Origin of the sequence: Ectothiorhodospira mobilis (assembly GCF_016584115.1) — a bacterium.
GTDB lineage: Bacteria > Pseudomonadota > Gammaproteobacteria > Ectothiorhodospirales > Ectothiorhodospiraceae > Ectothiorhodospira > Ectothiorhodospira mobilis.
In genome coordinates this window covers 42,324-66,901 of sequence record NZ_NRSK01000011.1, presented here as the reverse complement: position 1 = coordinate 66,901, position 24,578 = coordinate 42,324, and the positions used below count along the sequence as shown (strand labels likewise).

At 69.4% G+C, this 24,578-nt stretch carries 20 protein-coding genes; 7 read left to right on the top strand and 13 right to left on the bottom strand.

What is annotated here, in order from left to right; translation table 11 throughout:
- Positions 1-15: 15 nt before the first annotated feature.
- Positions 16-1,464, top strand: coding sequence for a dihydrolipoyl dehydrogenase (gene lpdA / locus CKO33_RS06515; RefSeq protein ID WP_200180524.1), 1,449 nt, complete (start codon positions 16-18; stop codon positions 1,462-1,464).
- Between the two features lie 68 nt (positions 1,465-1,532).
- Here lpdA and ubiB read toward each other — a convergent pair whose 3' ends face one another.
- The 9 genes from ubiB to dapF form a co-directional block, all read right to left on the bottom strand.
- The gene (gene ubiB, locus CKO33_RS06510; protein ID WP_200180522.1) at positions 1,533-3,221 is read right to left on the bottom strand and encodes a ubiquinone biosynthesis regulatory protein kinase UbiB; all 1,689 of its coding nucleotides are present in this window, start codon (positions 3,219-3,221) and stop codon (positions 1,533-1,535) included.
- A gap of 8 nt (positions 3,222-3,229) precedes the next feature.
- Positions 3,230-3,844: a ubiquinone biosynthesis accessory factor UbiJ gene (locus tag CKO33_RS06505; protein WP_200180521.1), complete on the bottom strand. Its 615-nt coding sequence runs from the start codon at positions 3,842-3,844 to the stop codon at positions 3,230-3,232.
- 35 nt (positions 3,845-3,879) lie between these two features.
- A complete protein-coding gene (gene ubiE, locus CKO33_RS06500) occupies positions 3,880-4,629 on the bottom strand; it encodes a bifunctional demethylmenaquinone methyltransferase/2-methoxy-6-polyprenyl-1,4-benzoquinol methylase UbiE (protein WP_200180519.1) in 750 nt (249 codons plus the stop codon).
- Between the two features lie 14 nt (positions 4,630-4,643).
- The gene (locus CKO33_RS06495; RefSeq protein WP_200180517.1) at positions 4,644-5,006 is read right to left on the bottom strand and encodes a gamma-butyrobetaine hydroxylase family protein; all 363 of its coding nucleotides are present in this window, start codon (positions 5,004-5,006) and stop codon (positions 4,644-4,646) included.
- A gap of 15 nt (positions 5,007-5,021) precedes the next feature.
- Positions 5,022-6,365 carry an ATP-dependent protease ATPase subunit HslU gene (gene hslU / locus CKO33_RS06490; protein ID WP_200180515.1) on the bottom strand — a complete coding sequence of 448 codons (1,344 nt, stop codon included), beginning with the start codon at positions 6,363-6,365 and terminating at the stop codon, positions 5,022-5,024.
- Between the two features lie 53 nt (positions 6,366-6,418).
- The gene (hslV, locus tag CKO33_RS06485) at positions 6,419-6,952 is read right to left on the bottom strand and encodes an ATP-dependent protease subunit HslV (RefSeq protein WP_200180513.1); all 534 of its coding nucleotides are present in this window, start codon (positions 6,950-6,952) and stop codon (positions 6,419-6,421) included.
- 66 nt (positions 6,953-7,018) lie between these two features.
- Complete coding sequence (gene xerC, locus CKO33_RS06480) at positions 7,019-7,948, bottom strand: tyrosine recombinase XerC (RefSeq protein WP_200180511.1); 930 nt, start codon at positions 7,946-7,948, stop codon at positions 7,019-7,021.
- A complete protein-coding gene (locus CKO33_RS06475; protein ID WP_200180509.1) occupies positions 7,945-8,643 on the bottom strand; it encodes a DUF484 family protein in 699 nt (232 codons plus the stop codon). The genes xerC and CKO33_RS06475 overlap by 4 nt, the downstream gene beginning before the upstream one ends.
- A complete protein-coding gene (gene dapF, locus CKO33_RS06470) occupies positions 8,640-9,476 on the bottom strand; it encodes a diaminopimelate epimerase (RefSeq protein WP_200180507.1) in 837 nt (278 codons plus the stop codon). Before dapF ends, CKO33_RS06475 begins: the two co-directional genes overlap by 4 nt.
- Before the next feature lie 107 nt (positions 9,477-9,583).
- Between dapF and CKO33_RS06465 the strand changes: the two genes are divergently transcribed.
- The 6 genes from CKO33_RS06465 to CKO33_RS06440 all read left to right on the top strand — a co-directional run bounded on the left by CKO33_RS06465 (position 9,584) and on the right by CKO33_RS06440 (position 19,611).
- Positions 9,584-10,579, top strand: coding sequence for an amidoligase family protein (locus CKO33_RS06465; RefSeq protein WP_200180505.1), 996 nt, complete (start codon positions 9,584-9,586; stop codon positions 10,577-10,579).
- A gap of 73 nt (positions 10,580-10,652) precedes the next feature.
- The gene (locus CKO33_RS06460) at positions 10,653-11,471 is read left to right on the top strand and encodes a gamma-glutamyl-gamma-aminobutyrate hydrolase family protein (protein WP_200180557.1); all 819 of its coding nucleotides are present in this window, start codon (positions 10,653-10,655) and stop codon (positions 11,469-11,471) included.
- The gene (locus CKO33_RS06455; protein ID WP_200180503.1) at positions 11,452-12,996 is read left to right on the top strand and encodes a TIGR02677 family protein; all 1,545 of its coding nucleotides are present in this window, start codon (positions 11,452-11,454) and stop codon (positions 12,994-12,996) included. The genes CKO33_RS06460 and CKO33_RS06455 overlap by 20 nt, the downstream gene beginning before the upstream one ends.
- The gene (locus CKO33_RS06450) at positions 12,996-14,252 is read left to right on the top strand and encodes a TIGR02678 family protein (protein ID WP_200180501.1); all 1,257 of its coding nucleotides are present in this window, start codon (positions 12,996-12,998) and stop codon (positions 14,250-14,252) included. Before CKO33_RS06455 ends, CKO33_RS06450 begins: the two co-directional genes overlap by 1 nt.
- The gene (locus tag CKO33_RS06445) at positions 14,249-18,379 is read left to right on the top strand and encodes a TIGR02680 family protein (RefSeq protein ID WP_200180499.1); all 4,131 of its coding nucleotides are present in this window, start codon (positions 14,249-14,251) and stop codon (positions 18,377-18,379) included. The genes CKO33_RS06450 and CKO33_RS06445 overlap by 4 nt, the downstream gene beginning before the upstream one ends.
- A complete protein-coding gene (locus CKO33_RS06440) occupies positions 18,376-19,611 on the top strand; it encodes a TIGR02679 family protein (RefSeq protein WP_200180497.1) in 1,236 nt (411 codons plus the stop codon). The genes CKO33_RS06445 and CKO33_RS06440 overlap by 4 nt, the downstream gene beginning before the upstream one ends.
- Before the next feature lie 245 nt (positions 19,612-19,856).
- On the opposite strand, the gene msrA is transcribed toward CKO33_RS06440, so the two are convergent.
- The 4 genes from msrA to CKO33_RS06420 all read right to left on the bottom strand — a co-directional run bounded on the left by msrA (position 19,857) and on the right by CKO33_RS06420 (position 24,428).
- A complete protein-coding gene (gene msrA / locus CKO33_RS06435) occupies positions 19,857-20,489 on the bottom strand; it encodes a peptide-methionine (S)-S-oxide reductase MsrA (protein ID WP_200180495.1) in 633 nt (210 codons plus the stop codon).
- A 97-nt stretch (positions 20,490-20,586) separates the two neighbouring features.
- Entirely contained in the window at positions 20,587-21,102 is a 516-nt protein-coding gene (locus CKO33_RS06430; protein WP_200180494.1) for a hypothetical protein, read from the bottom strand.
- Between the two features lie 39 nt (positions 21,103-21,141).
- Complete coding sequence (locus CKO33_RS06425; RefSeq protein ID WP_200180492.1) at positions 21,142-23,316, bottom strand: TRAP transporter permease; 2,175 nt, start codon at positions 23,314-23,316, stop codon at positions 21,142-21,144.
- Between the two features lie 116 nt (positions 23,317-23,432).
- Positions 23,433-24,428: a TAXI family TRAP transporter solute-binding subunit gene (locus tag CKO33_RS06420; protein ID WP_200180490.1), complete on the bottom strand. Its 996-nt coding sequence runs from the start codon at positions 24,426-24,428 to the stop codon at positions 23,433-23,435.
- Positions 24,429-24,578 lie beyond the last annotated feature (150 nt).

Here is a 24,578-nt window from a genome sequence, read left to right as displayed (position 1 = left end):
GCCTGGAGCCACACCATGGCGGAGCAGTCATTTGATGTCATCGTCATCGGCGCCGGACCGGCGGGCTACGTGGCCGCCATCCGCTGCGCCCAACTGGGCCTGAAGACGGCCTGCATCGACCGCTGGCGCGACCCCGCCGGCAAGGAGCGCCTGGGTGGCACCTGCCTCAACGTGGGCTGCATCCCCTCCAAGGCCCTGCTGGAGTCCTCGGAACTCTACGAGCACGCCAGCAAGCACCTGCAGACCCACGGCGTGCGCTGCGGCGGCGTGGAACTGGACCTGGGGGACATGATGGCCCGCAAGGACCGGCTGGTGAACCACCTCACCCAGGGCATCCAGGGCCTGTTCAAGGCCAACCAGGTCACCTGGCTCAAGGGCCACGGCCAGCTCAAGGGGGAGCGCCAGGTGGGCTTCACGGCCCACGACGGCCAGGAGGAGACCCTCGGCGCACAACACATCATCCTGGCCCCCGGCTCCGCCCCGGTGGAACTGGGCAGTGCCCCCTTCGACGGCGAGTCCATCGTGGACTCCACCGGGGCCCTGTCCTTCGATCAGGTGCCCGCACGCCTGGGGATCATCGGCGCCGGGGTCATCGGCCTGGAGCTGGGCAGTGTCTGGCGGCGGCTGGGGTCCGAGGTGGTGATGCTGGAGGCCCAGGACCGTTTCCTCTCCTTCTGCGACGAACAGGTGGCCGGGGAATCCCTCAAGATCTTCGGCAAGCAGGGACTGGACATCCGCCTCTCCACCCGGGTGACCTCGGCCCGGGTGGACCGGGACGCGGGTAACGTGAGCGTGGTCTACGAGGACGGCGAGGGGGAGCACGAGGAGCGCTTCGACCGGCTGGTGGTCTGCGTCGGCCGCCGCCCCTGCACCGACGGCCTGGTGAACGGCCCGGTGGAACTGGCCATGGACGAACGCGGCGCCATCCATGTGGACGAGTACTGCCAGACCACCGTGCCCGGGGTCTATGCCGTGGGGGATGCGGTGCGCGGCCCCATGCTGGCCCACAAGGGCTCCGAGGAGGGGGTCATGGTGGCCGAACGCATCGCCGGCATGGAGACCACGGTGAACTACGACACCATCCCCAACGTGATCTACACCCTGCCGGAGATCGCCTGGGTGGGGCACACGGAGCAGGATCTGAAGCGGCAGGGCATCCCCTACGCCACGGGGGTCTTCCCCTTTGTGGCCTCCGGCCGGGCCCGGGCCATGGAGGACACCACGGGTTTCGTGAAGCTGCTGGCCCATGCCGAGACGGACCGGCTCCTGGGGGCCCATATCATCAGCTCCCGGGCCTCGGAGCTCATCGCCGAATGCGCCATCGCCATCGAGTTCGGTGCCTCCAGCGAGGACCTGGCCCGCACCGTCTTCGCCCACCCCACCCTCTCCGAGGCGGTGCACGAGGCCGCCCTGGCGACCCTGGGGCACCCCCTGCACATCCCGCCCAAGGGCAAGCGCGGATAAGCCATGCGCATCCGGGTCCCGCCCGTGGCACAGCCCCTGCTGATCCGCCGCGGGCGGGGCATCCGTCCCTAGGCCTTCTCCAGGGGCGCGCGCCGCCACAGGGCCGCCAGCAGCAGCGCCAGGCCCAGGCCGCCCAGCCCCCAGGCGGGCCAGGGCATGCCCAGCAGACCGGGCATGCCCGGAACCCGGGACACCAGCAGCACCGCAGCGATCATCAGGGCACTGCCCAGCACCGCAAAGACGGTGCGGCGGTTGGCATCGCGGATCTCCCCCTGGAGCCGCCGCAGCTGGGCCTGCTGCAGGGCCTGGCGCTCATCCGCCAGGGTCTGCTGACGCAGGGCCTCGTGCAGCAGACCGGGGACGTCCGGGGCCTTTTCCAGGATGAAGGGCAGATTGCGCCGTAGCCCCCGCACCAGGGCCCGCGCCCCCACCTGCTCGTCCATCCAGCGCTGGATGAAGGGGCGGGCCGTCTTCCACAGGTCCAGGTCCGGGTAGAGATCCCGCCCCATCCCCTCGATGTTGAGCAGGGTCTTCTCCAGGAGCACCAGCTGCGGCTGCACCTCCATGTTGAAGCGCCGGGCGGTCTGGAACAGGCGCACCAGCACGTGGCCGAAGGAGATGTCCTTGAGGGGCTTCTCGAAGATGGGCTCGCACACGGTGCGGATGGCCCCCTCCAGCTCGGCCACGCGCACGTCCGGGGGTACCCAGCCGGATTCCACGTGCAGCTCCGCCACCCGGGCGTAGTCACGGTTGAAGAAGGCGTAGAAGTTCTCCGCCAGGTAGCGCTGGTCCGCCGGCGAGAGGGTGCCGACGATGCCAAAATCCACGGCGATGTAGCTGGGATCCGCCGGATCGGTGACATCGATGAAGATGTTGCCCGGGTGCATGTCGGCATGGAAGAAGTTGTGGCGGAAGACCTGGGTGAAGAAGATCTCCACCCCCCGCTCCGCCAAAAGCCGCAGGTCCACCCCCCGGGCGCGCAGGGCGGCCACGTCGGACACCGGGATCCCATGGATGCGCTCCATCACCATCACGTCCTGACGGCAGTAGTCCCAGTGGACCTCGGGCATATACAACAGGGGGGAACCCTCGAAGTTGCGGCGGATCTGGGAGGCGTTGGCCGCCTCGCGCATGAGATCCAGCTCGTCCAGCAGGGTCTGCTCGTATTCCGCCACCACCTCCACCGGGCGCAGGCGCCGGCCCTCCGGCCAGTAGCGCTCCGCCAGCTCGGCGATGACGTACATGAGTTCCACGTCCCGGCGGATGGCCTTCTCGATGCCGGGGCGCACCACCTTCACCACCACCTGGCGGCCGTCATGGAGCACCGCGCCGTGCACCTGGGCGATGGAGGCGGAGGCCATGGGGGTGGCCTCGAAACGGGCGAAGAGGGATTCCACGGGCCGGCCCAGGGCACGTTCGACGATGGCCCGGGCCTGCTCGTTGGGGAAGGGGGGCACCCGGTCCTGCAGCCGGGCCAGCTCCGCGGCGATGTCGTCCGGCAGCAGGTCGCGCCGGGTGGAGACCATCTGCCCGAACTTGATGAAGATGGGCCCCAGGTCCTCCAGGGCCCGGCGGATGCGCTCGCCGCGGCCATAGGGGACCTTGCGGAACCAGTTCCACGGGGCCATGTAGCGCACGAAACGCACCGGCCGGAACAGGCGCAGGGTGAGCACCACGTCGTCCAGGCCGTGGCGGATGAGCACCCGGTTGATGGTGAGCAGGCGCAGGATCTGGGAGGGATGCAGGTGCTGCAGCATGGACGCGCTCAACCCCCGCCGCCGGGGCGGCTCCCTTCCAGGCGGCGGATGCGCGCCTCCAGGCGGTCCGCGTCGCTGCGCAGCCGGTCCACCGCGTCCATATAGGCCTCCACCTCGGCGCGGCCGGCCAGGGGGCCGCCGCGCAGTTGCTCACCCACGCGTCCCTGCACCCCGTCGCGGGCGCGGTGCCAGCGCTCCCGCAGGCCGCAGAACCCCCGGCGCACGCGCTGCGCCCCCGCCTCCCCCACCAGACGGGCCAGGAGATCCTCCCAGTGCAGGTCCACACCCCGCAGCAGATCGTTGAGCCGCCGCGCCAGCTCCACGTCCCCCACCAGGGTCACCGTCTCCGGCAGCGGGGCGCCGGGGTCATCCGACCACAGCCGCGCCAGGGACAGGGGTGAGGCGGCGATATGGGCATCCGGCTCGCCATCGTACCGCCCCGAGACCTGCAGGAAACCGTCGCCGGGGATGAAGTGGAGGGTCAGGTCGATGCCGGTGATGTGCAGGGCCACCACCCCCGTGCCCAGGGCCTCGAGCCGGGCACGGCTGTCCGGGTCCAGGGCCAGGTAGCGGCGGATGGCCGCCTCCAGCAGGGCGGTGACGGGGGCGGGGGGTGTCTTCATGACCGTCTGCTCCTGGCGGGGATGGCGGGGCGGATTCAGAGCTTGTAGCCCCGGTGCAGGGCCACCACCCCGCCGGTGAGGTTGAAGTAATCGCAGCGCTCGAAACCCGCGCTCTCCATCATGCCCTTGAGGGTCTCCTGGTCGGGGTGCATGCGGATGCTCTCCGCCAGGTAGCGGTAGCTGTCGGCATCACCGGCCACCAGCTGCCCCATGAGCGGCAGCGCCTTGAAGCTGTACAGGTCGTACACCTTGCCGAAGGTGCGGGATACGGGATGGGAGAACTCCAGCACCAGCAGCTTGCCGCCGGGCTTGAGTACCCGGTGCATGGAGGCCAGGGCGGCGTTCTTGTCGGTGACGTTGCGCAGGCCGAAGGCGATGGTGATCAGATCGAATTGATCGTCGGCGAAGGGCAGGTGCTCGGCATCGGCCTGCACGAAGTCCAGGTTCTCCACCAGTCCCTCGTCCACCAGCCGGGCGCGCCCCTGGGTGAGCATGGAGGCGTTGATGTCACTGAGTACCACCCGGCCCCGGGGCCCGGTGATGCGGGCGAACTTGGCCGCCAGGTCCCCCGTGCCCCCCGCCAGGTCCAGCACCTTCCAGCCCGGACGGGCCCCGGCCACCTCCACGGTGAAGCGCTTCCAGGCGCGGTGGATGCCCATGGACATGAGATCGTTCATGAGATCATAGCGGCCGGCCACGGAGTGGAACACCTGCCCCACCCGCCGGGCCTTTTCCTTCACCGGCACCCGTTCGTAGCCGAAATCGGTGGTCTTGTCGTCGGACATGTCCGCTCCCGTCGTCAGTCCCCGCGCCGGTGGCCCGCGGCCTCCAGGCGCTCCAGGTATTCATGCCACAGCCGGTCCCGGTGGGCCCCCAGGTGGTGGAGATAGTCCCAGTCGTAGATGCCGGTGTCGTGACCGTCGGAGAACACCAGCCGGATGCCGTAGTGACCCACCGGCTCGATGGCGGTGATGTTGACCCCCTCCTTGCCCACCTGCAAGACCTCCTGGCCGGGTCCGTGCCCGCGCACCTCCGCCGAGGGGGAGTGCACGCGCAGGAACTCGCAGCCCAGGCGGTGGTGCCGGCCGTCGGCATAGACCAGTTCCAGCTCCCGGGACTGGCGGTGCAGCCGGATATCGGTGGGTCGCTGTCTTGCGGCCATGGTCCGGCGTGCGCCTCAGAGGATGTACCGGCTCAGGTCCTCGTCCTGCACCAGGTCCTCCAGCCGGGCGTCCACGTAGCTGGCGTCGATCCGCACCGGGCTGTCGCAGTCCGGGGCCTCGTAGGAGACCGTCTCCACCACCCGCTCCAGCACCGTGTGCAGGCGGCGGGCGCCGATGTTCTCGGTGCGCTCGTTCACCTGGGAGGCGATCTCCGCCAGGCGGCGCACGCCGTCCTCGGTGAACTCCACAGTGATGCCCTCGGTGCCCAGCAGGGCCGCGTACTGCTCCGTGAGGGAGGCGCGGGGCTCGGTGAGGATGCGCACGAAGTCCTCGGCGGTGAGGGGCTCCAGTTCCACACGGATGGGGAGACGGCCCTGCAGCTCGGGGATCAGGTCCGAGGGCTTGGACAGGTGGAAGGCCCCGGAGGCGATGAACAGGATATGATCGGTGCGCACCGAGCCCACCTTGGTGCTCACGGTGCAGCCCTCCACCAGGGGCAGCAGGTCCCGCTGCACCCCCTCGCGGGAGACGTCGCCGCCGCTGTATTCCCCCTTGCGCACCACCTTGTCGATCTCATCCAGGAAGACGATGCCGTTCTGCTCCACATGGGAGACGGCCCGCAGCTTGATGTCCTCCTCGTTCACCAGGCGTGCGGCCTCCTCGTCGGTGAGGAGCTTGAAGGCCTCCTTGATCTTGAGCTTGCGGGTGCGGGTGCGCTGGCCGCCCAGGTTCTGGAACAGCCCCTGGAGCTGGCTGGCCATGTCCTCCATGCCGGGGGGGGACATGATCTCCACCCCGGCGGGGATGGCCTGCACCTGGATCTCGATCTCCTTGTCATCCAGCTGGCCCTCCCGCAGGCGCTTGCGAAACTTCTGCCGGGTCTCCGTCTCCTGGCGCTCGGGCTCGGAGGACTCCGCCATGAAGCCGCCGCCACTGCCCCGGGCCGGGGGCAGGAGGGCGTCCAGGATGCGCTCCTCGGCCGCCTCCTCGGCCCGGGGGCGCATCTTCTCCATCTCCTGTTCCCGCAGCATCTTCACGGCGGCGTCCACCAGGTCGCGGATGATGGACTCCACGTCCCGGCCCACGTAGCCCACCTCGGTGAACTTGGTGGCCTCCACCTTGATGAAGGGGGCATTGGCCAGGCGCGCCAGACGCCGGGCGATCTCCGTCTTGCCCACGCCGGTGGGACCGATCATGAGGATGTTCTTCGGCGTCACCTCCCGCGCCAGGTCCGGGGACAGCTGCTGGCGGCGCCAGCGGTTGCGCAGGGCGATGGCCACCGCGCGCTTGGCCGGGTTCTGCCCGACGATGAAACGGTCCAGCTCCTGGACGATCTCTCTGGGGGTCATCTCAGACATGGCGCGGCCCTTGCAGGACGGGAATGGAACGGGAATGAGGCAGCCCGGGCATCTCAGAGTTCCTCGATGCTCAGGTTGTGATTGGTATAGATGCAGATGTCCGCCGCGATATTCAAGGCCTTCTCGGCGATCTCGCGGGCGGGGAGCTCGGTGTTCTCGCACAGGGCGCGGGCCGCGGCCTGGGCGTAGGGGCCGCCGGAGCCGATGGCGATCAGGCCCTCCTCCGGCTCGATGACATCGCCGTTGCCGGAGATGATCAGCGAGGCCTCCTTGTCCGCCACCGCCAGCAGGGCCTCCAGGCGGCGCAGGCTGCGTTCGGTACGCCAGTCCTTGGCCAGTTCCACGGCGGCACGCACCAGGTTGCCGCTGTATTTCTCCAGCTTGCCCTCGAAACGCTCGAAGAGGGTGAAGGCATCCGCCGTGCCGCCGGCAAAACCCGCCAGGACCTTGTCATGGTACAGGCGCCGCACCTTGCGGGCATTGCCCTTCATCACGGTGTTGCCCAAAGAGACCTGGCCGTCCCCGGCCAGGGCCACCTGGCCGTTGCGGCGGATGCTGACGATGGTGGTGCCACGAAACTGTTCCAAGGGTCGCTCCCCCGTACCGGTTCAAAAGAAAAATTGTAACGGAATCGGCCGCGGCGGCGGCAGGGCTCAGCCGCCCTTGGGACGGCGCCGCGCCCGCGGGTGGGCCCCGTCGTAGACCCGGGCCAGGTGCTGGTAGTCCAGGTGGGTGTAGATCTGCGTGGTGCCGATGTCGGAATGGCCCAGCAGTTCCTGCACCGCACGCAGGTCCTGGGAGGACTCCAGGATATGGCTGGCGAAGGTATGGCGCAGCAGGTGGGGATGCACGTGGCGGTCCAGCCCCCGGGCCTTGGCATGATGGGCCAGGCGCCGCTGTACCGCCCGGGGGGAGAGACGCCGCCCGCGGCGGCTGACGAACAGGGCGGGCTCCTGGGGGGAGGCCCATTCCCCGCGGCGGGCGAGCCAGGCCTCCAGGGCCTCCCGGGCCTTGCGGCCCACGGGCACGGTGCGCATCTTGCGACCCTTGCCGGTGACCCGCACGGTGGCGTCGGCTAGGTCCAGGCCGGTCACGTCCAGGTCCGTCAGTTCCGCCAGGCGCAGCCCCGAGGAATAGAACAGCTCCATGATGGCCCGGTCACGCACCTGCAGCAGATCCTGTCCGGGCAGTTCCACCAGGCGGGCCACCTGCTCCGCCTCCAGCACCTCCGGCAGGGGACGGTGGCTGCGCGGCGCCCGCACCCCCTGGGCGGGATTGCTCCCCGCCACCCCCTCGCGGATAAGGTAATTGAAGAAGCCGCGGATGGCCGAGAGCAGGCGCTGCAGACTGGGGCCGGAGGCCCCGGCGCGGTGGCGGGCGGCCAGCAGCGCGCGGACATCGTGCACCGTGACCCGGGACCAGTCCACGGCCCCGTCGCCACGCTGCACGTGGGCCCGCAGGCGGGACAGGTCCCGCCGGTAGCCGGCAACGGTGTGCCCCGAGGCGGCCCGCTCCCGGGTCAGATGCTCCAGGTAGGCCCGGATCCGGGGGTCGCCCGCCCGGTCCTCCCCCGGCTCGTTCATGCCGGTACCAGCCGCCTGGACACGGCATGGGAGACGATCTCCCCCAGATAGCCCAGAAACAGGGTGCCCATGCCGGGATGGAAGCGGGAGGCCTCCTGACTGCCCAGGGCGAGAAGGCCCAGGGGGCTGGAACCCTCCAGCAGGGGCACCACCACCGCCGAGCGGGTCTCCGCCGCCGTCTGTGCCGGGAACAGGGCCTCCAGCTGGGTCTGGGAGAGGCGGCCGCAGAGGGGACGCCGGTCCTCGAAGAGATGGGAGAAGCCCTCGATGGCCGGGTCGTCCCCGCGCACGAAGTGCATCCCCCGGGCGGGATCCCCGCAGACGCGGATGACCACGACATCGGCGCGGAATTCGCTGCGCAGGTGTTCCTGGGTGGTGGCCAGGACGGCGTCCAGATCCTCCGCCTCCATCAGACCGAGGGCCAGGTGGTGCATGCGCTGGCTCAGGCGCTCGTTCTCCCGGGCCAGCTTCACCAGTTCCATGAGCTTGCGCTCCAGGGTGTGGTTCTTCTCCCGCAGCACTGTGATCTGGCGCTCGATGAGGGAGACCGCCCCGCCGCAGGGATGGGGCAGGCGCAGGACCTCCAGCAGCGGCAGATGGCGTTCGAAAAAGTCCGGATGGGCGCGCAGATAGGCCTCCACCGATGCCTCGGTGACCGCCTCCTCGGCGAGCGCGCTCTTGCCTGGTGTACTCATAGTTCAATCCGACCCGTAAAGACCGACTGTGCCGGGCCGGTCATCATGACCGGCGCATCCTCGCGACCGGCCCACTCTATCACAAGCCGCCCGCCGGGCAGATCCACCGCCACCTGCCGGTCCAGAAGACCCTGCAACTGTCCGCTGACCACGGCGGCGCAGGCACCGGTACCACAGGCCAGGGTCTCCCCCGCCCCGCGCTCGAACACCCGCAGGCGCACCTGGTCCCGGGACACCACCTCCATGAAGCCCGCGTTGGCCCCGCGGGGGAAGCGGGGATGACGCTCGATGAGGGGCCCCAGGCGCTCCACCGGGGCCGTGCGCACGTCCTCCACCACCACCACCGCGTGGGGATTGCCCATGGACACGGCGCCGATCTCCAGGGTCTCGCCCCCCACCTGCAGGGTATGGGTGGGGGCGGCGGCCCCGGCCTCGAAGGGGATCGCCCAGGGCTCCAGACGGGGCGGACCCATGTCCACCGTCACCTGACCGTCTCGCTGCACCTGCAGGCTGATGATCCCGGCTGCCGTCTCCACCGGGATCACCGTGGCCTCGGTCAGCCCCGCCTCGCGCACGAACACGGCAAAGCAGCGGGCGCCGTTGCCGCATTGCTCCACCTCGTTGCCGTCGGCGTTGAAGATACGGTAGCGGAAGGCGGCCTGCCCGGGGTCCGCCGGGGGTTCCACCAGCAGCACCTGATCGCAGCCCACACCGGTGCGCCGATGGGCGAGGAAACGCACCCGCTCCGGGGTCAGGGACACGCGCTGGCGCACGGCGTCGATCACCACGAAATCGTTGCCGAGCCCGTGCATCTTGGTGAAGTGCAGTTCCATGGACGAGAGCCTAAGGTTTTGCGGCGCGGGAGAAAACCCCGGGGGCACCGTGCACGCTTTCGTTGCTATAGTGGGGGTGCGCGATACCTGCCGCACAAGGATCCTGCATGACCGCATTCCAGCCCCTTCCCGAGCCCCTCAACCCCGAGGGGGAGCCGCGCCGCGTCGGCATCGAGCTGGAGATGGCGGGACTCTCCCTGGAGGCCATCGCCGCGGCCATCACGCGCCTGTTCGGTGGCGAACACCGCGCCGACTCCCCGTTCAAGCAGCGGGTCACCGGCACCCGCTTCGGGGACTTCGGCCTGGAGCTGGACAGCGACCTGCTCAAGCGCCGGGAATATCTGGACTACCTGGAGAAGATGGGGGTGGAAGTGGACCGGGACGGGGAACCCCACGCCCTGGAGACGGCCCTCTCGCAGATGGCGGGCCTGGTGGTGCCCCACGAGGTGGTGGCCCCGCCGATCCCCCACGATGCCCTGCCGGAACTGGACCGGCTGCGCCGGGGTCTGCAGGAGGCCGGGGCCAAGGGCACCCACGACTCCCTGCTCTATGCCTTCGGCCTGCAGATCAATCTGGAACTGGCGCATCTGGACGCGGCCTCCATCCTGCGCCACCTGCAGGCCTTCCTGGTCCTCTACGACTGGCTGCTGGAGCACTCGCAGACGGATCTCTCGCGACGGTTGACCCCCTTCGTGGACCCGTTTCCGTCGGCCTATGCCCGGCACGTGCTGCAGCCGGACTACGCCCCGGACCTGGAGGGGCTGATCGCCGACTACCTGGTCCACAACCCCACCCGCAACCGCCCCCTGGACCTGCTGCCCCTGTTCGCCCACCTGGCCCCGGAGCAGATCGGGGCGGCGCCTGTGGAACACCATCTGATCCATGCGCGGCCCACCTTCCATTACCGCCTGCCGGACTGTCGCATCGACGAACCCCAATGGGACCTGAGCCTGCCCTGGGCCGGCTGGGTGGCGGTGGAACGCCTGGCGGCCCGGCCGGAGCGGCTGCGGCGCCTGGCGGAGAATCACCCGGGGGCGGAGCGGGACGGCCTTGCCACCCGCTTCAAGGACTGGATGGCAGGCCTTTTCGGACCGGGGACATGACCCCGTGAGGGCGCACCCCCGTCCCCGCATCGGCGTCACCGGCCCCGACCGGGGCGGTCTGGCCGCCTGGGTCATGACCGCACGGGCCATCCGCCGCGCCGGCGGCCGGCCGCTGCGCATCACCCCGGCGCGGCATCCGCCCCGTGGCCGCCTGGACGGCCTGGTGATCGGCGGCGGTGCCGATGTGGACCCGGGACTGTACGGCCAAGACCCGCTGCACCTGATGCGGGAGATCGACGCCAGCGAACCCGCCTCCGGGCAGCGCCTGCTGGCCTTCCTGCTCTACCCCCTGCTCTGGCTGCTGCGCCGCCTGCTGCGCACCAGGCACCACGGCGGCGACCGGGCCCGGGACCGCCTGGAGGAGACCCTCATCCGCCGGGCCCTGGCGGACGGACTGCCCGTGCTGGGCATCTGCCGGGGCATGCAACTGCTCAACGTGGTCCACGGCGGCACCCTGCATCAGGACCTGGAGGGCTTCTACCGGGAAGTCCCCCGGGTGCGCAGCGTCCTGCCGCGCAAGAGCGTGACCCTGACCCCCGGCTCCCGCCTGGAGGCCCTCACCGGCCCCGCCCCCCTGGCGGTGAACGCCCTGCACCACCAGGCCGTGGACCGCCTGGGCCGGGGCCTGCGGGCCGTGGCCCGGGAACCCAGCGGCCTGGTCCAGGCCATCGAGGCCAGCGGACCCCGCTTCGTGCTGGGGGTGCAGTGGCACCCGGAATACCTGCCCCAGAAGATGCGCCACCAGCGGCTGTTCCGCGGCCTGGTGCGGGCCGCCGGTGGCCCGGGATGGGACCTTCACAGGCATGGATCCTCCCCACGGGATCCGTCTACCATGAGGTCTGATCACCGATCCCGTAAGGTCTCCTCCCGCCTTGACCCATTCCGTCTTTAACCATGTAGTGGCCGAGAAGGCCGGCCTGTACCGGTCCATCATGGGGATCTTCGTCGAGGCCAAGGCCCATTTCACCGTGCATCTGCGTCCCGAGGATGTGGGGCAACGGCTCGGGACGGAGCCCCTGGAAACGATCCAGGCGGCCCTGAACCAGCTGGTGCATTGGGGAAACCTGGAGGCGGACCCCGATACCGCCCGGGTCAGCACCGTGGAGGAGTTCTACCGTGCAAGCCACCTCTATCAGTTAACCCGGGCCGGAGAGGCCGCCGAACAGGCCCTCCAGGTGTTCGACCGCGAACTGGGCCGTCGCGGCGCCCTGCAGACCGTCGCCCTGGATGACATCCGCCTGAGGTTGCGTTCCCTGCTGCAACTCTCCCGCCAGGAACGCCCCGATCCCATGCAGGTCCAGCTCCTGCTCCGCGACCTCGCCCATGTGTTCACGGACCTGGCGGAGAACGCCCGCGCCTTCATGAGCGGTCTCTCCCGTACCCTGGAACTGCGCGGCCAGGAAGAAGAGGCCCTGATCGCCTACAAGGAGCGACTCATCGGCTATATCGAGCGCTTCATCGGGGACCTGACCACCTCCACCGCAGAGATCACCGGCATCATCCGGTCCCTGGACACCCCCGGGGAGCACGGCCGTCCCATCGATCCCCTGCTGGACCTGGCCTCGGAACGGGATCTGGAGGATCGGGCCCCGGACGTGGACGATGTCCGTGATCCGCAAACCATCCGTGCCGAACACCACCGGGAGGCCCGGGCCCATTGGGAAGGCCACTGGGAGGGACTCAAGCGCTGGTTCCTGGATCAGCCCCATGGCCGGGCCCAGGCGGCCCTGCTCCGCGCCCAGGCACGGCGCGCCATCTCGCAGCTGCTCGAAGCAATACAGCGCCTCAACGCCCGCCGCCTGGGGCGCAGTGACCGGAGCGCGGACTTTCGCACCCTCGCCCGATGGTTCCTTGAATGCGGGGACGACGGTCAGGCCCATCGCCTGTGGCGTGCCGCCTTCGGCCTGCACTCCGCCCGACACCTGGGCGTGGACCCGGATACCCTTGCCCGCTGGGAAGAGGCGCCGATCCCCCCGCAGACGCCCTGGCGGGAGGCACCCCCCCTTCGCATCAGCCCCCGCCTCAGGACCACGGGCCGCTACGGCAAACGAGGGGCCCTGCCACGGTTGCGCCGACGCGGGCGGGAGAAGGATCTGCTGGCAGCCCAGGTGGCTCAGGAGGCCGAACAACTCCGCCAGGCCCGGGCCACCCTGGCCACGGGCGAAACCCTGCAACTCTCCACGCTGGGTCAGCTGGACCGACAGGCCTTCCACCTGCTGCTGCGCCTGCTGGCGGACGCCCTGTCCAGTGCCGAACAGCCCGATGCCCCCATCACCACCACCACGGGGGATGGCAGCCTGCGCATCGAACTCCTGCCCCTGGGGCCCGGGACACAGGCCTCCATCCACACCCCCGACGGCATCCTCACCGGCCACGACTACCGCCTGCGGGTCACCGAACTGGAATCCGCACCCTGATGACCACCCCCCACGCCCCCCTCACCGACGTCCTGGAGCGCACCCGGGCCGAGGAACGCCGGCGGGCCCTGCGCGCCCTGCTCATGGATCCGCTGATGAACGCCCGGCATCCGGCGTTTCCCCTGGTGCGGCGGCATCAGAAGGCCCTTCGGGACTGGCTGGGTAACGAAACCGGGTGGTATCTGCAGGTGGAATCCGGGTTCGCGCGCCTGCACAAACGGCCCGCCGATCGATCCGATGCCACGCGCCCCGCCGTCTCCGGTAGCGGTGCCCAGGGCACCCCTTTCTCCCGGTCGCGCTACGCCCTGCTCTGCCTGCTGCTGGCCGACCTGGAACAGAGTGAACAGCAAATCACCCTGGGGCGCCTCGGCGAACGACTCATCCAGGCCGCGGCGGATCCGTCCCTGGAGGCCGCCGGCCTGCGTTTCAGCCTGGAGGGGCGGGAGCAACGCCGGGATCTGGTGGCCATCGTCCGCCTGCTGCTGGAGCGGGGCGTGCTCCAGCGGGTAGCCGGTGACGAGGAGGCCTTCGTGCAACACGGCCTGGAGAACGACGTTCTCTATGACATCGATCACCGCATGCTGGCCGCCCTGCTGGTCACCGTGCGGGGGCCCTCGCTGGTGGCGCTGGAGGGGGATTGCGAAGGGCTCGGGACACGCCTTGAGGCCATCAGCGAGGGGTTCATCCCCGATACGGAGGACGGACGGCGCCGCGCCCTGCGCCAGGGACTGACCGCACGCCTGCTGGATGATCCGGTGGTCTATTGGGACGACCTGGACGAGGATGCCCGCCAGTACCTGGCCAACCAGCGGGTCGCCATCACCCGACGCATCGCCGAGGCCACCGATCTGATCCCCGAGATCCGCGCCGAGGGTGTGGCCATGGTGGACCCTCAGCGCAGCCTCAGCGACCGGCACATGCCCCACGAAGGCACCGAGGGCCATGTCACCCTGCTGGTGGCGGAGCGGCTGGCCACCTCGCCCGGGGATCAGCGCTTGACCCTGGAGCAGGTCTCCGGCTGGATCGTCCAGTGGCGCCGGGTCCACGGTCGCCACTGGCGACGCTCCGCCACGGAGCCGGGGACGGAACATGCCCTGGCCCGACAGGCCGTGGAGCAGTTGAGCGGCCTGCGCCTGGTACGCATGCATGCCGATGGCCGCATCGAACCCCGGCCGGCCCTGGCCCGGTTCGCCGTGGACGGCGCCCCCTCCGGTGGGGGATCCGCCGGCCTGGATATGGAGCACGAATCCCCATGACCTCCCTCCCGATCCCCGCAAAGGACCGCTGGCAACCCCTGCGCATCGGGCTGGTGGACCTGTTCCATTACGATCACGAGGAATTCCGTTTCCACGACGGCCGTCTCCTGCTGAGAGGCAACAACGGCACGGGCAAATCCAAGGTCATGGCCCTGACCCTGCCCTTCCTCCTGGATGGCCATGTCACCCCCAGCCGGGTGGAGCCGGACGGGGATCCCAACAAGCGCATGGAATGGAATCTGCTCATGGGAGAGGCCGGCGAACGCCTGGGATACACCTGGATCGAATTCGGTCGCCTGAGGGAGGGCAGCCCCGAATACCGCACCCTGGGTTGCGGCCTCAAGGCCGTTGCCCAGAAACGCCTGCAATCCTGGTTCTTCATCACCCCGCAACGGGTGGGCGAGGACCTGTTCCTGGTGGAGGACGGCCGCACCCTCACCCGCGACCGCCTCCTCCATGCCCTGGGCGAACGGGGACAGCTTCACGATCAGTCGGGACAGTACCGGCGGGCGGTGGACGAACAGTTGTTCCATTTGGGCACCGGACGTTACGAGGCCCTGCTGGACCTGCTGCTGCAATTACGCCAGCCCCAACTCTCCAAGCGTCCGGACGAATCCCGGCTCTCCATGGCCCTGACCCGGGCCCTCCCTCCCCTGGATGCGGACATCGTCGCCGATGTGGCCGAGGCCTACCGCAACCTGGATGCCGAGGCCGACGAGACCCGTGGTCTGGAGGAGGCCCATCAGGCGGTCACCGAGTTCCTGCGTCATTACCGCCAGTACGCGGCCATCGCCACCCGGCGCCGCGCGGCCGGGGTCCGCACCGCCCACAGCCGTTATGAGGAAATCCGGGCAACCCTGGGGCGCCAGCGCAAGGAACTGACCGAGGTACGGGCCCAGGAAGAAACCCAGGAGCAGCGGCGGGAACAACTGGAAGAGGAACTGCAGGCCCTGGAGCAACAGCGCCAGACCCTGCGGGACAGCCCGGCCATGCGCTCCGCACGGGACCTGCAACAGGCCGAGGACGACGCCAGGCAACGTCGCGAACACGCGGACTCCCGGGAGGCATACCGCAAGCGTTCGGAGCAACGTCAGATAGACCTGGAGCAACGGCAGGAAAGGCAGGCCGGCAGAGCCGAAACCGCTGAAAAGGAGTTGCGCCAGCTCCTGGACGACATGGCCCAGAACGCATCCCAGGCCGGTTTCCAGGATCTGCACACCCAGGAGGTGCAGCACCTGGAAGAGACCGGGGCTGCGGCCACTCTCCCAGACCGGCTCCGGAGCCACTTGAACCGGCGCCTGGAAGGGGTGCAACTGCTGACGACCCACAACCAGGCCCTGGACGAGGCGGAAAGGCAGGTGGTCTGGGCCAGGCAGTACTGGCAGCAGCAGCAGGAAGACCGAGACCGCCTGGACCGGGAGATGCAGGCGGCCCGGAAGCGTACCGAAACGTCGGCGAAGGACCTGCTGGCCCGCTGGCGGGATCACCTGTACGGGCTTGGCGAACTGCAGCCGGATGATCCCGAAGCCCTCCTGGCCCGGCTGGAGGACTGGATGGAACACATGCAGGGCCCCCATCCGGCGGAAGCCGCCCTGGAGGAACGGCGCAGCCTGCAGCTGAACCACATCGCCGCAGAGGTCGCCGACCGGCACTCCAGGCAACAGATCCTGGAGGAACAGCTTGGCCTGCTGCAGGAGGAACGAGAGGCCTTGCAAAGCGGCCGGGAAATCGCGCCGCCGGCCCCCCATACCCGGGATGTCGCATCCCGCGAGGGCCGTGCCGGGGCCCCCCTTTGGCAGCTGGTGGACTTCCGGGACCCTGTCCCGGAGCCCGACCGCGCCGGGCTGGAGGCCGCCCTGGAGGCGGCGGGCCTGCTGGACGGCTGGGTGATGCCCGGGGGGGAGATCCTGGACGCGGACACCCACGACACCCTGCTCACGCCAGAGGCCCCCATCCCGCATCGCCATCTGGGCTCCGTACTCCTGCCGGCGATGGAAGGCCCCTGGGACGGCCACCCTCCGGTATCCCCAGAGGTGGTGTGCGGCATCCTGGAGCGTATCGGGCTGGGCCCGCCTGCCTCCGAGGAGACGGCCTGCCGGGTGAGCGAGACCGGACACTGGCAGCTGGGTCCGGCCCGGGGCGCCTGGACCAAGCCCGCCTCGCGCTACATCGGCCACGCCACCCGGGAGGCCGCACGCCGCGCTCGCCTGACGGAGATCGACGCAGAACTCCAGGCCTGCCGGGACGCCCTGGAAGACATCACCCAGTCCCTGGAAGCCCTGGAGGCCCGCCGTCACCGCATCCACGCCGAATGGCGCGACCGACCCGATGACACCCCATTGCGGGAGGCCCATGCCCGGGAGGCCTCGGCCCTGAAGGTCCTGGAGGACCAGGAGGAACGCACCGAGACCGCCCGAAAGGCCCTGGAGCAACGACGTCAGGAGGAGGCGCAGTGTCGTCAGCAACGGGACGAGGTGGCGGCCGATCTGTCCCTGCCCACCTCCGAGGAGGCCCTGTCCACCATCCGGCAGGCCCTGGCGAACTATACCCGGCAGTGTGATCGTCTGCCCTCCGCCCTGCAGACCCGGCAACGGGAGCGGGAACACCTCCAGGAACTGCAGGAGGAACGGGAGGAGGCCCGCCGGGAGACCCTCCAGGCGACGGAACAGGCCCACGAAGCACTGCGACAGGCCCGGGACGCCGAGACACGCCGCGACACCCTGCGCGAAACCGTCGGTGCCGATGTGGAGGGGTTACAGCAGCGCCTGACCGAGGTGGATGCCCGTGCCCGGAAGATCGAAAGCGAACGACAGCGGCTACAGCAGGAGATCAATCGGATCCTCGGGCAGATCGGCGGACTGGGAAAGGACATTGAACATGGCGAACAGCGGCTCCAGGAGAGGAAAGCGCAACGGGAAGAGGCCATCGGTGCGCTCCGCACCCTGGCCCGGACCGGCATGATCCCCCTGGCCACGGGGGATCGGGTGTCCGTGGAAGACGGGGCCTCCTGGGCCCCGGAAGCGGCGGTCCAGTTGAGCCGCCGGCTGGAACAGATCCTGTCCGATGTGGATGACGGAGAAGGCGCCTGGCAACGTCACCAGAAGGGTCTGCACCAACACTTCGTCACCCTGCAGGCGGCCCTGGGCCGTCACGGCCACGATGCCCACGCCGAACAGCAGGGGGACCTGCTCCTGGTGGGGATCGTCTTCCAGGGCAGGCATCAGGGGCCAGACCGCCTGGCCGGGGACCTGGAGCAGGAGATCCGGCGACGCAGGGAACTGCTCACCGCCCGGGAACGGGAACTGGTGGAGAACTACCTGATCGATGAAGTGGCCAGTCACATCCAGATACGCCTCATGGAAACGGAACGACAGGTGCAGCACATCAATGAGGAACTGGCACAGCGGCCCACCAGCACTGGCATGCGGCTGCGCCTGCGGTGGCGTCCCCTGGCCGAGGGGGAAACCCAGGCCGGTCTCGCCACGCCGGCGGGCCTGGAGGTCACCCGGGAACGGCTGCTGCGCCAGAACATGGATGCCTGGTCCGCGGAGGATCGCCGGGCGGTGGGGGAGTTCATCCAGGCCCGCATCCGCGAGGCCCGTGAGAGCGAGGAAGGAGGCGCCCTGCAGGATATCTTGGAGCGCGCCCTGGATTACCGTTACTGGCATCGCTTTACCGTGGAGCGCTGGCAGAACGGCCGCTGGCGCCCCGCCTACGGCCCCGCCTCCGGAGGGGAAAGGGCCCTGGTGATCACCCTGCCCCTGTTCGCCGCCGCGGCCAGTCACTACGGCAGCGCCCATTCCTCGGCCCCCAGGATGATCATGCTGGACGAGGTCTTCGCCGGGGTGGACGATGATGCCCGGGCCAAGAGCATGGGCCTGCTGGCCCAGTTCGATCTGGATGCCCTGATGACCTCGGAACGGGAATGGGGCTGCTACCCGGATGTCCCCGGCCTGGCCATCGCCCAATTGAACCGTCGCGAGGGGCTGGACGCGGTGTATGTGATCCACTGGCGCTGGGACGGACGCCATCGCATCCGCGAGGCCGCCCCGGATACCCCCCTGGAGGCCGGGACCGCCCCCACGACCGATGACCCGGAGCCCACGGAAAACGGACAGTTGTTTTGAGAACGGACGCTGCCCGTCTGCAACGTCTTCTGGGCGGTCCCGACTGCGAACGCCTGCGCAGCCGGCTGCGGACACGCCTGGTCCGGGGTGGTGGGGATCGGATCACCCTCACTCGCAGCACGCCGGAGGAACGTGAACGGATTGAACGGCTGCTGGGACGCCCGCCGCGCAAAGGGGAGACCCTGCGCATCTCCCTTGTGGAACTGGAAGGGGTCCTGCGCCATGCCGGTATCGCACCGGATCTGCGAAGCGCCCTGGAGGCCCTGGATGGCCCCATCGTCGACCCCCGGGAAAGGCGGGAGGCACAGCAGGCGCGCTGGGCCGAGGTGGTGGACGCGGCCCGGGACCGGGCCCGATCCCTGGGGCTGGAGGCCTGGCTGGAGGAACTGGGGAACCGTGGACTGCTCCGACGCCTATCGCGCAACACCCCACAACAGGCCGCCGGACTTCTGGACAGGAGCCTCAGGGTGCTGGAGCAGCTGCCTGGCGGCGGCCTGAACCGCAGCACCCTGGCGGCCCGGTCTCTGGGGGATGCCCACGGCCTGGACAGCGGGCGTCCCGAGGCCGCCCTGGTGCGCCGGGCCCTGGCGCGACACTGGCGGGGTGGCACGGGCGACGACCGCCCGGATGAGCGCACCCTGTGGGCCCACGCCGGGATCCTCGTGGGGGGGGACATCACCAGCACCGTCCTGATCCTCGGCCTGCCGGCCCGAGGGGACGGCCCCACCGACGCATTGCTGAGAACCCAGCGGGCCACCGGTGAACCCCTCCACCTCACCCTGCGCCAGTTGCTACGCCATCCGCCCCGGTGGGCCGTCCGGGATCAAACCCTCTTCGTCTGCGAAAACCCCACCGTGGTGGCCGAGGCCGCCGAACAGCTAGGCAGCCAATGTGCCCCCCTGGTATGCACCGGAGGCCGACCCGGGGCTGCAGTCTGGGCCGTGCTGGAACAACTGGCCCAGGCCGGTGCCCGGCTCCGGATCCGAGCGGACTTCGACTGGACGGGGCTGTCCATCGTCAACGGTCTCATGGCACGATTCCCGGCCCGTTCCTGGCACATGGACACCGCCACCCTTCGGTTCCATGCCCACTTACCGGGCCCCCCGCTGGAGGGACGCCCCACGCAGGCCCGCTGGGATCCGGAACTGGGTCCGATCCTGACCGCCCGCGGCGATGCCCTGCACGAGGAACAGCTATTGTCCCTCCTGCTGCAGGACCTGGAACTGAAATGATCCCGGGTGGGATCCGACCATGAATCCCACCCGGAAAATTCATGACCTGGATCAGGTTCACGGCGCCCTTTTATTTGCAATTTGCATATCCATAGACCAATCTGAGGGTGTCGCCATTGAAGGCCATCATGGACGAATCCGGGATCAGTGGAGGATCGCCAGGGAAAGGACGCGGCCGACGCGACACGGCCCCCGTCGCAGGGATGCGGCGGGGGCATTTTCATTGACAGGCCCCTACAGCGACCTCAGGGCCAGGGCACGCCCGTGCCCCCCAGGCCGCAATAGCCACCGGGGTTCTTGGCCAGGTACTGCTGGTGATCCGCCTCGGCGAAGTAAAAGCCGGGATCGGGCCGGATCTGCGTGGTGATGCGTCCCCGGCCGTGGGCCTCCAGGGCCCGCTGATAGGCATCGCGGCTGGCGGCGGCCGCTTCGGCCTGGGCCGCATCCCGGGTGTGGACCAAGGAACGGTACTGGGTGCCCACGTCATTGCCCTGGCGCATCCCCTGGGTGGGGTCGTGGCGGGTCCAGAAGACCTTCAGCAGGTCTTCATAGGCAACCACCCCGGGGTCGAAGACCACCCGCACCACCTCGGCATGTCCGGTGAGCCCGCTGCACACCTCGGGATAGGTGGGATTCGGGGTATACCCCCCGGCATAGCCCACGGCGGTGGTATACACCCCGGGGATCTCCCAGAAGGCCCGCTCGGCCCCCCAGAAGCAACCCATGCCGAACACGGCCTGGGCCATGCCCCGGGGATAGGGGGGCGCCAGGGGGGTGTCCAGGACGGCGTGGCGGCGGGGGATCGCCAGAGGGGTATCCCGCCCGGCGGGGGCCTGATCGGGGCTGGGCATGGCGGTCTTGTGGCGGAAGGCGAACATGGCGCGGGGGTTCCATGGAGGGGCTCATCCCCTTGGAGTCCAGGCGCGGGGGAAAGTTTGCCCTGCGGGGCCCTGCTCCGGCGCATCCCGGCAGGGCTCAATCCCGGTCTCCCTCTTGCGCGGATGCGGGGGGCTCCAGCCCCAGCCCGCCGGTATCCACCTGCAGCGGGGGCACCTCCCGGGGCTCGCCGATGCGGGCACCGGGTTCCCCCAGGGTCAGGCCGGAGAGATCCACCTGCAAGGGCGGCGGTGGCTCCGGGTCGCTCAGATGGGCCCCCGGCGGGGCCAGGGTCAGCCCCTCGCCCGCCGTGTCCCCCGAAGCGGCCCGGTCCGCCCCCTGCCCGGGGGCCTCCCCCGAAGTGGCAGCGGTCTCCTGGGGGGCTGCATCCAGCACCTGCGCCACCGCCCCGGCCTGCTCCAGCCGGGTGCGGTAGCGTTCGGCCGTGGCCGCATCCAGGCCCTTCTTCACCACCACCGGCCGGCCGCTCAGCAGGGCCCCGGCCTTCTCCTCCGGGATGTGAAAGAGGGCCGCCAGGCGGGTACGGACCCCGGACGGGTCCGCCCCGGCGACCGTATCCCCCGTGAGGATCACCTGATAGCGATCTGTCTCCATCTCTTCCCTCCCGGGTGTGTCCTGGGGATGCCCGTACCCTTAAGAGGCCTCGGAGGAGGCCGCCGGGGCCTCCTCCCCCCGCCCCCGGGCGAAGCGCAGTTGCCAGAGCAGGAGCCCGCCCCCGATAGACAGCCCCAGGGCATCGGTGATCAGCCCGCCGGAGATGAGGGACAGGGCCCCGGCGAAGAGCAGCCCCCGGGCGAGCCAGGGGGCACGGCCGAAGAACCAGCCCTGGGCCGCCGCCGCCAGCAGGTAGACCCCCACCAGCGAGGTCACCAGACTCTGGGCGATCTGCCACCACTCCCCTTCCATGAGCAGGGTCGGGTGATAGAAGAAGATGAAGGGCACGATGAAGGCCGCCAGGCCCACCTTGAAGGCGGTGACGGAGGTGCGCATGGGCTCGGAGCCGGAGATGGCCGCCCCCGCATAGGCCGCCAGGGCCACCGGCGGGGTGATGGCGGAGATCACCGAGAAGTAGAAGACAAAGAAATGGGCCACCAGCGGCTGCACCCCCATCTGCACCAATCCCGGGGCCACCACGGAGGCGGCCACGGCATAGGCGGCGGTGGTGGGCATGCCCATGCCCAGGAGCACGGAGATGCCCATGGCGAAGACCAGGGCCAGCAGCTGGCTGTTCTCGGCCACCGACAGGAGCATGGAGGAGAAGCGCAGCCCCACGCCGGTGAGCCCGATGACACCGACGATGATCCCCGCGCAGGCGCACACGGCGATGAGCTGGATGGACATGCGCGCCGCCAGCTCCAGGGCCCGGGCCGCGCCCAGGGGGCCCAGGCGGAAGGGGGTGAGCCAGCTCACCACCACAGCGCTCATCAGGGCCACGGTACCGGCGCGGATCACCGAATACCCCAGGAACAGGGCCCCGATGAGGATCAGGATGGGGGCGAACAGGTACACCTGGCGCAGCAGGGCCCCCAGCCGGGGCAGGTCCTTGGAGGGCAGGCCCTTCATGCCCAGTTTCGAGGCCTCCATGTCCACCATGAAATAGACCGAGGCGAAGTAGAGCACCGCCGGGATCAGGGCGGCAATGATCAGCTCGGTGTAGGGGATGCCGGTGACCTCGGCCATGATGAAGGCCCCCGCCCCCATCACCGGGGGCATGATCTGCCCGCCGGTGGAGGCGGCCGCCTCGATGGCCGCGGCGCTCTGGGGCTTGTAGCCCACCCGCTTCATCAACGGGATGGTGAGGGACCCGGTGGCCACCACGTTGCCCGCGGAGGTGCCGTTGATCATGCCCATGAGACCGCTGGCGAAGATGGCCACCTTGGCGGGACCGCCGCGGGCGCGGCCGGCGGCGGCGAAGGCGAAGTTGACGAAGTAGTCCCCCACCTTGGAGGCCTGCAGGAAGGCGGCGAAGGCGATGAACAATACGATATAGGTGGAGGAGACCGCCGTGGTGGGCCCCAGGATGCCGTTGTCCGTATAGAGATAGGTGATGAAGCGGTCGGCGGCATAGCCGCTGTGCTCCAGCACCCCGGGCAGCCAGGGGCCGATGAAGCCGTAGAGGATGAACACGGCGGCGATCACCACCAGGGCCATGCCGGCGACACGGCGGGTGAGCTCCAGGATCAGCAGGATGCCCGCCACGGAGACCCAGAAGTCCGGCTGCGTGGGGATCACCCCGGCGCGGAACTGCAGCGCCGCCAGGTGGAACAGCAGATAACCCGCCACGGAGAGGCTGGCCGCCATGAGGGACCAGTCATACCAGCCGATGCGGTCGGAGCGGGGTTTGAAGACCCAGGCGAACAGGATACCCAGGACCGTGGCGGCCACCAGGGCCCAGGCCAGGCTGGGGAAGAGCCACGGGGGCATGGACTGGGCATCCAGTCCCTGGAAGATGCGCAGGGCATGGGCGGCGGCCACCGCCCCCAGGGCATAGAGGGCCAGCCCCCCCGTGAGCACCATGGGGACCAGTTCCAGGGCCCATCGTCGGCGCCGCTGTTCCGAGGGCGGCGCGCAGGCGGCGACGATGGCAAAACCGATGACCAGGGCACCGGCCACGTGCAGGATACGGAAACTCCAGGTCTCGATGGGAAAGACGTTGAGGACCAGGAGGTGGAAAGCGGTATAGGTCAGACCCAGGGCAAACAGCAGCCCGTACTGCCAGCGGGTCAGCTTGCGTTGGGACGAAGTTCCCTCTTCAGCGGCCGCGGCCGCGGCGGCATCGATGGAGCCCGTGTTCTCGGAGCGCGTCATGGACAGGATCTTCTGGGGATACGGTTGGGATGGGATGCAGGGCGGTGAGCGCGGCGGAAACGACACCGGGCCGCAGTTGCGGCCCGGTCCCTGTCACACATCTTCCCTGTTCCGGCTCAGCCCTCGTATTCGGGCGGGATCAGGTCCTCGGGCACCTCGATGCCCTTCTCCTGGTAGTAGCGCACCGCGCCGGGATGGAACCACATGAAGTCGTTGTACTTCATGTTCTCCGGCAGGGTCTCCTTGGCCGCCCGGTGGACCTCCATCATGCGGTCATTGTGGTCCAGCACCGTCTTCATGATCTCGTAGACGAAGTCCGCCGGCATGTCCTTGCTGGCGATGGCGAAGTTCCACAGGGCCACGGCGGGCTGGTCCTCATCCACGGTGCTGTAGGTGTCCGCGGGGATGGTGATGGGGCTCACCGGGTGCTGCTCCACCATCTCCCCGATCTGCGCCTCATTGAGGGAGAAGATGTTCACCGGCTGCTGGGCCTCCAGCTGGCTGAAGGCGGAGATGGGCACGCCGGCAGCGAAGGCGAAGGCGTCGATGAGGCCGTCCTGCACCTGACCGGCCAGGTCGGCGGCACCACCGTAGCGCACGTTCACGTCCAGGCCCAGGTCATCGAAGAACCGCGGCCAGAACATGCTCGCCGTACCCCCCCGGGGGCCGACGCCCACGGTCTTGCCGTCCAGATCGGAGACGCTGTCGATGCCGGAACGCTTCAGGGCCACCACCTGCATGGGGGTGCGGTACATGGGGAACATGGCACGCACGTCGCGGGTCTCCATACCCGGGGCCACCTGCAGTTCACCATGCCAGCCCTCGTAGGCCGGTCCCATGGTGGTCATGCCGAACTCCAGGTCGCCGCGGTGCACCAGCACCATGTTCTGGGCGGGGCCGCCGGTCACCTCGGCGGACATATTCACGCCCGTGGTCTCCTGCACCAGTCCGGCCCAGCCGGCGCCATAGATGAAATACGTCCCCCCCTGGGAGGCGGTGCCCACCTTGGCCGACTCCGGCCAGTCGTTGTGATCGGCCGCGGTGGCGGTGCCCACGGCCAGGGCGCAGCCCAGGGCGGCCGCGCCAGCCCAACGGATATAGGTTTTCAACATAACGGAACTCCTTCGGGAGCCTGGGCGTTGCCATGGGGCACGCCCGGGTTCTTCATGGATGGATGCTGCGGATCGTCCGGACAGACGGCCCTGTCCCTGCCGATCGATCCCGAACGGGAAGATAGCACAGACCGGACCGTGAATAGGACG

Bases quoted from the DNA above. Each gene is read 5' to 3' on its own strand.
- ubiE (WP_200180519.1), bottom strand. From the start codon at position 4,629: ATGTCCGACGACAAGACCACCGATTTCGGCTACGAACGGGTGCCGGTG.
- CKO33_RS06465 (WP_200180505.1), top strand. From the start codon at position 9,584: ATGACCGCATTCCAGCCCCTTCCCGAGCCCCTCAACCCCGAGGGGGAG.
- CKO33_RS06475 (WP_200180509.1), bottom strand. From the start codon at position 8,643: ATGAGTACACCAGGCAAGAGCGCGCTCGCCGAGGAGGCGGTCACCGAG.
- CKO33_RS06445 (WP_200180499.1), top strand. From the start codon at position 14,249: ATGACCTCCCTCCCGATCCCCGCAAAGGACCGCTGGCAACCCCTGCGC.
- msrA (WP_200180495.1), bottom strand. From the start codon at position 20,489: ATGTTCGCCTTCCGCCACAAGACCGCCATGCCCAGCCCCGATCAGGCC.
- lpdA (WP_200180524.1), top strand. From the start codon at position 16: ATGGCGGAGCAGTCATTTGATGTCATCGTCATCGGCGCCGGACCGGCG.
- ubiB (WP_200180522.1), bottom strand. From the start codon at position 3,221: ATGCTGCAGCACCTGCATCCCTCCCAGATCCTGCGCCTGCTCACCATC.
- CKO33_RS06430 (WP_200180494.1), bottom strand. From the start codon at position 21,102: ATGGAGACAGATCGCTATCAGGTGATCCTCACGGGGGATACGGTCGCC.
- hslU (WP_200180515.1), bottom strand. From the start codon at position 6,365: ATGTCTGAGATGACCCCCAGAGAGATCGTCCAGGAGCTGGACCGTTTC.
- CKO33_RS06425 (WP_200180492.1), bottom strand. From the start codon at position 23,316: ATGACGCGCTCCGAGAACACGGGCTCCATCGATGCCGCCGCGGCCGCG.
- CKO33_RS06495 (WP_200180517.1), bottom strand. From the start codon at position 5,006: ATGGCCGCAAGACAGCGACCCACCGATATCCGGCTGCACCGCCAGTCC.
- xerC (WP_200180511.1), bottom strand. From the start codon at position 7,948: ATGAACGAGCCGGGGGAGGACCGGGCGGGCGACCCCCGGATCCGGGCC.
- CKO33_RS06420 (WP_200180490.1), bottom strand. From the start codon at position 24,428: ATGTTGAAAACCTATATCCGTTGGGCTGGCGCGGCCGCCCTGGGCTGC.
- CKO33_RS06450 (WP_200180501.1), top strand. From the start codon at position 12,996: ATGACCACCCCCCACGCCCCCCTCACCGACGTCCTGGAGCGCACCCGG.
- dapF (WP_200180507.1), bottom strand. From the start codon at position 9,476: ATGGAACTGCACTTCACCAAGATGCACGGGCTCGGCAACGATTTCGTG.
- CKO33_RS06460 (WP_200180557.1), top strand. From the start codon at position 10,653: ATGACCGCACGGGCCATCCGCCGCGCCGGCGGCCGGCCGCTGCGCATC.
- CKO33_RS06505 (WP_200180521.1), bottom strand. From the start codon at position 3,844: ATGAAGACACCCCCCGCCCCCGTCACCGCCCTGCTGGAGGCGGCCATC.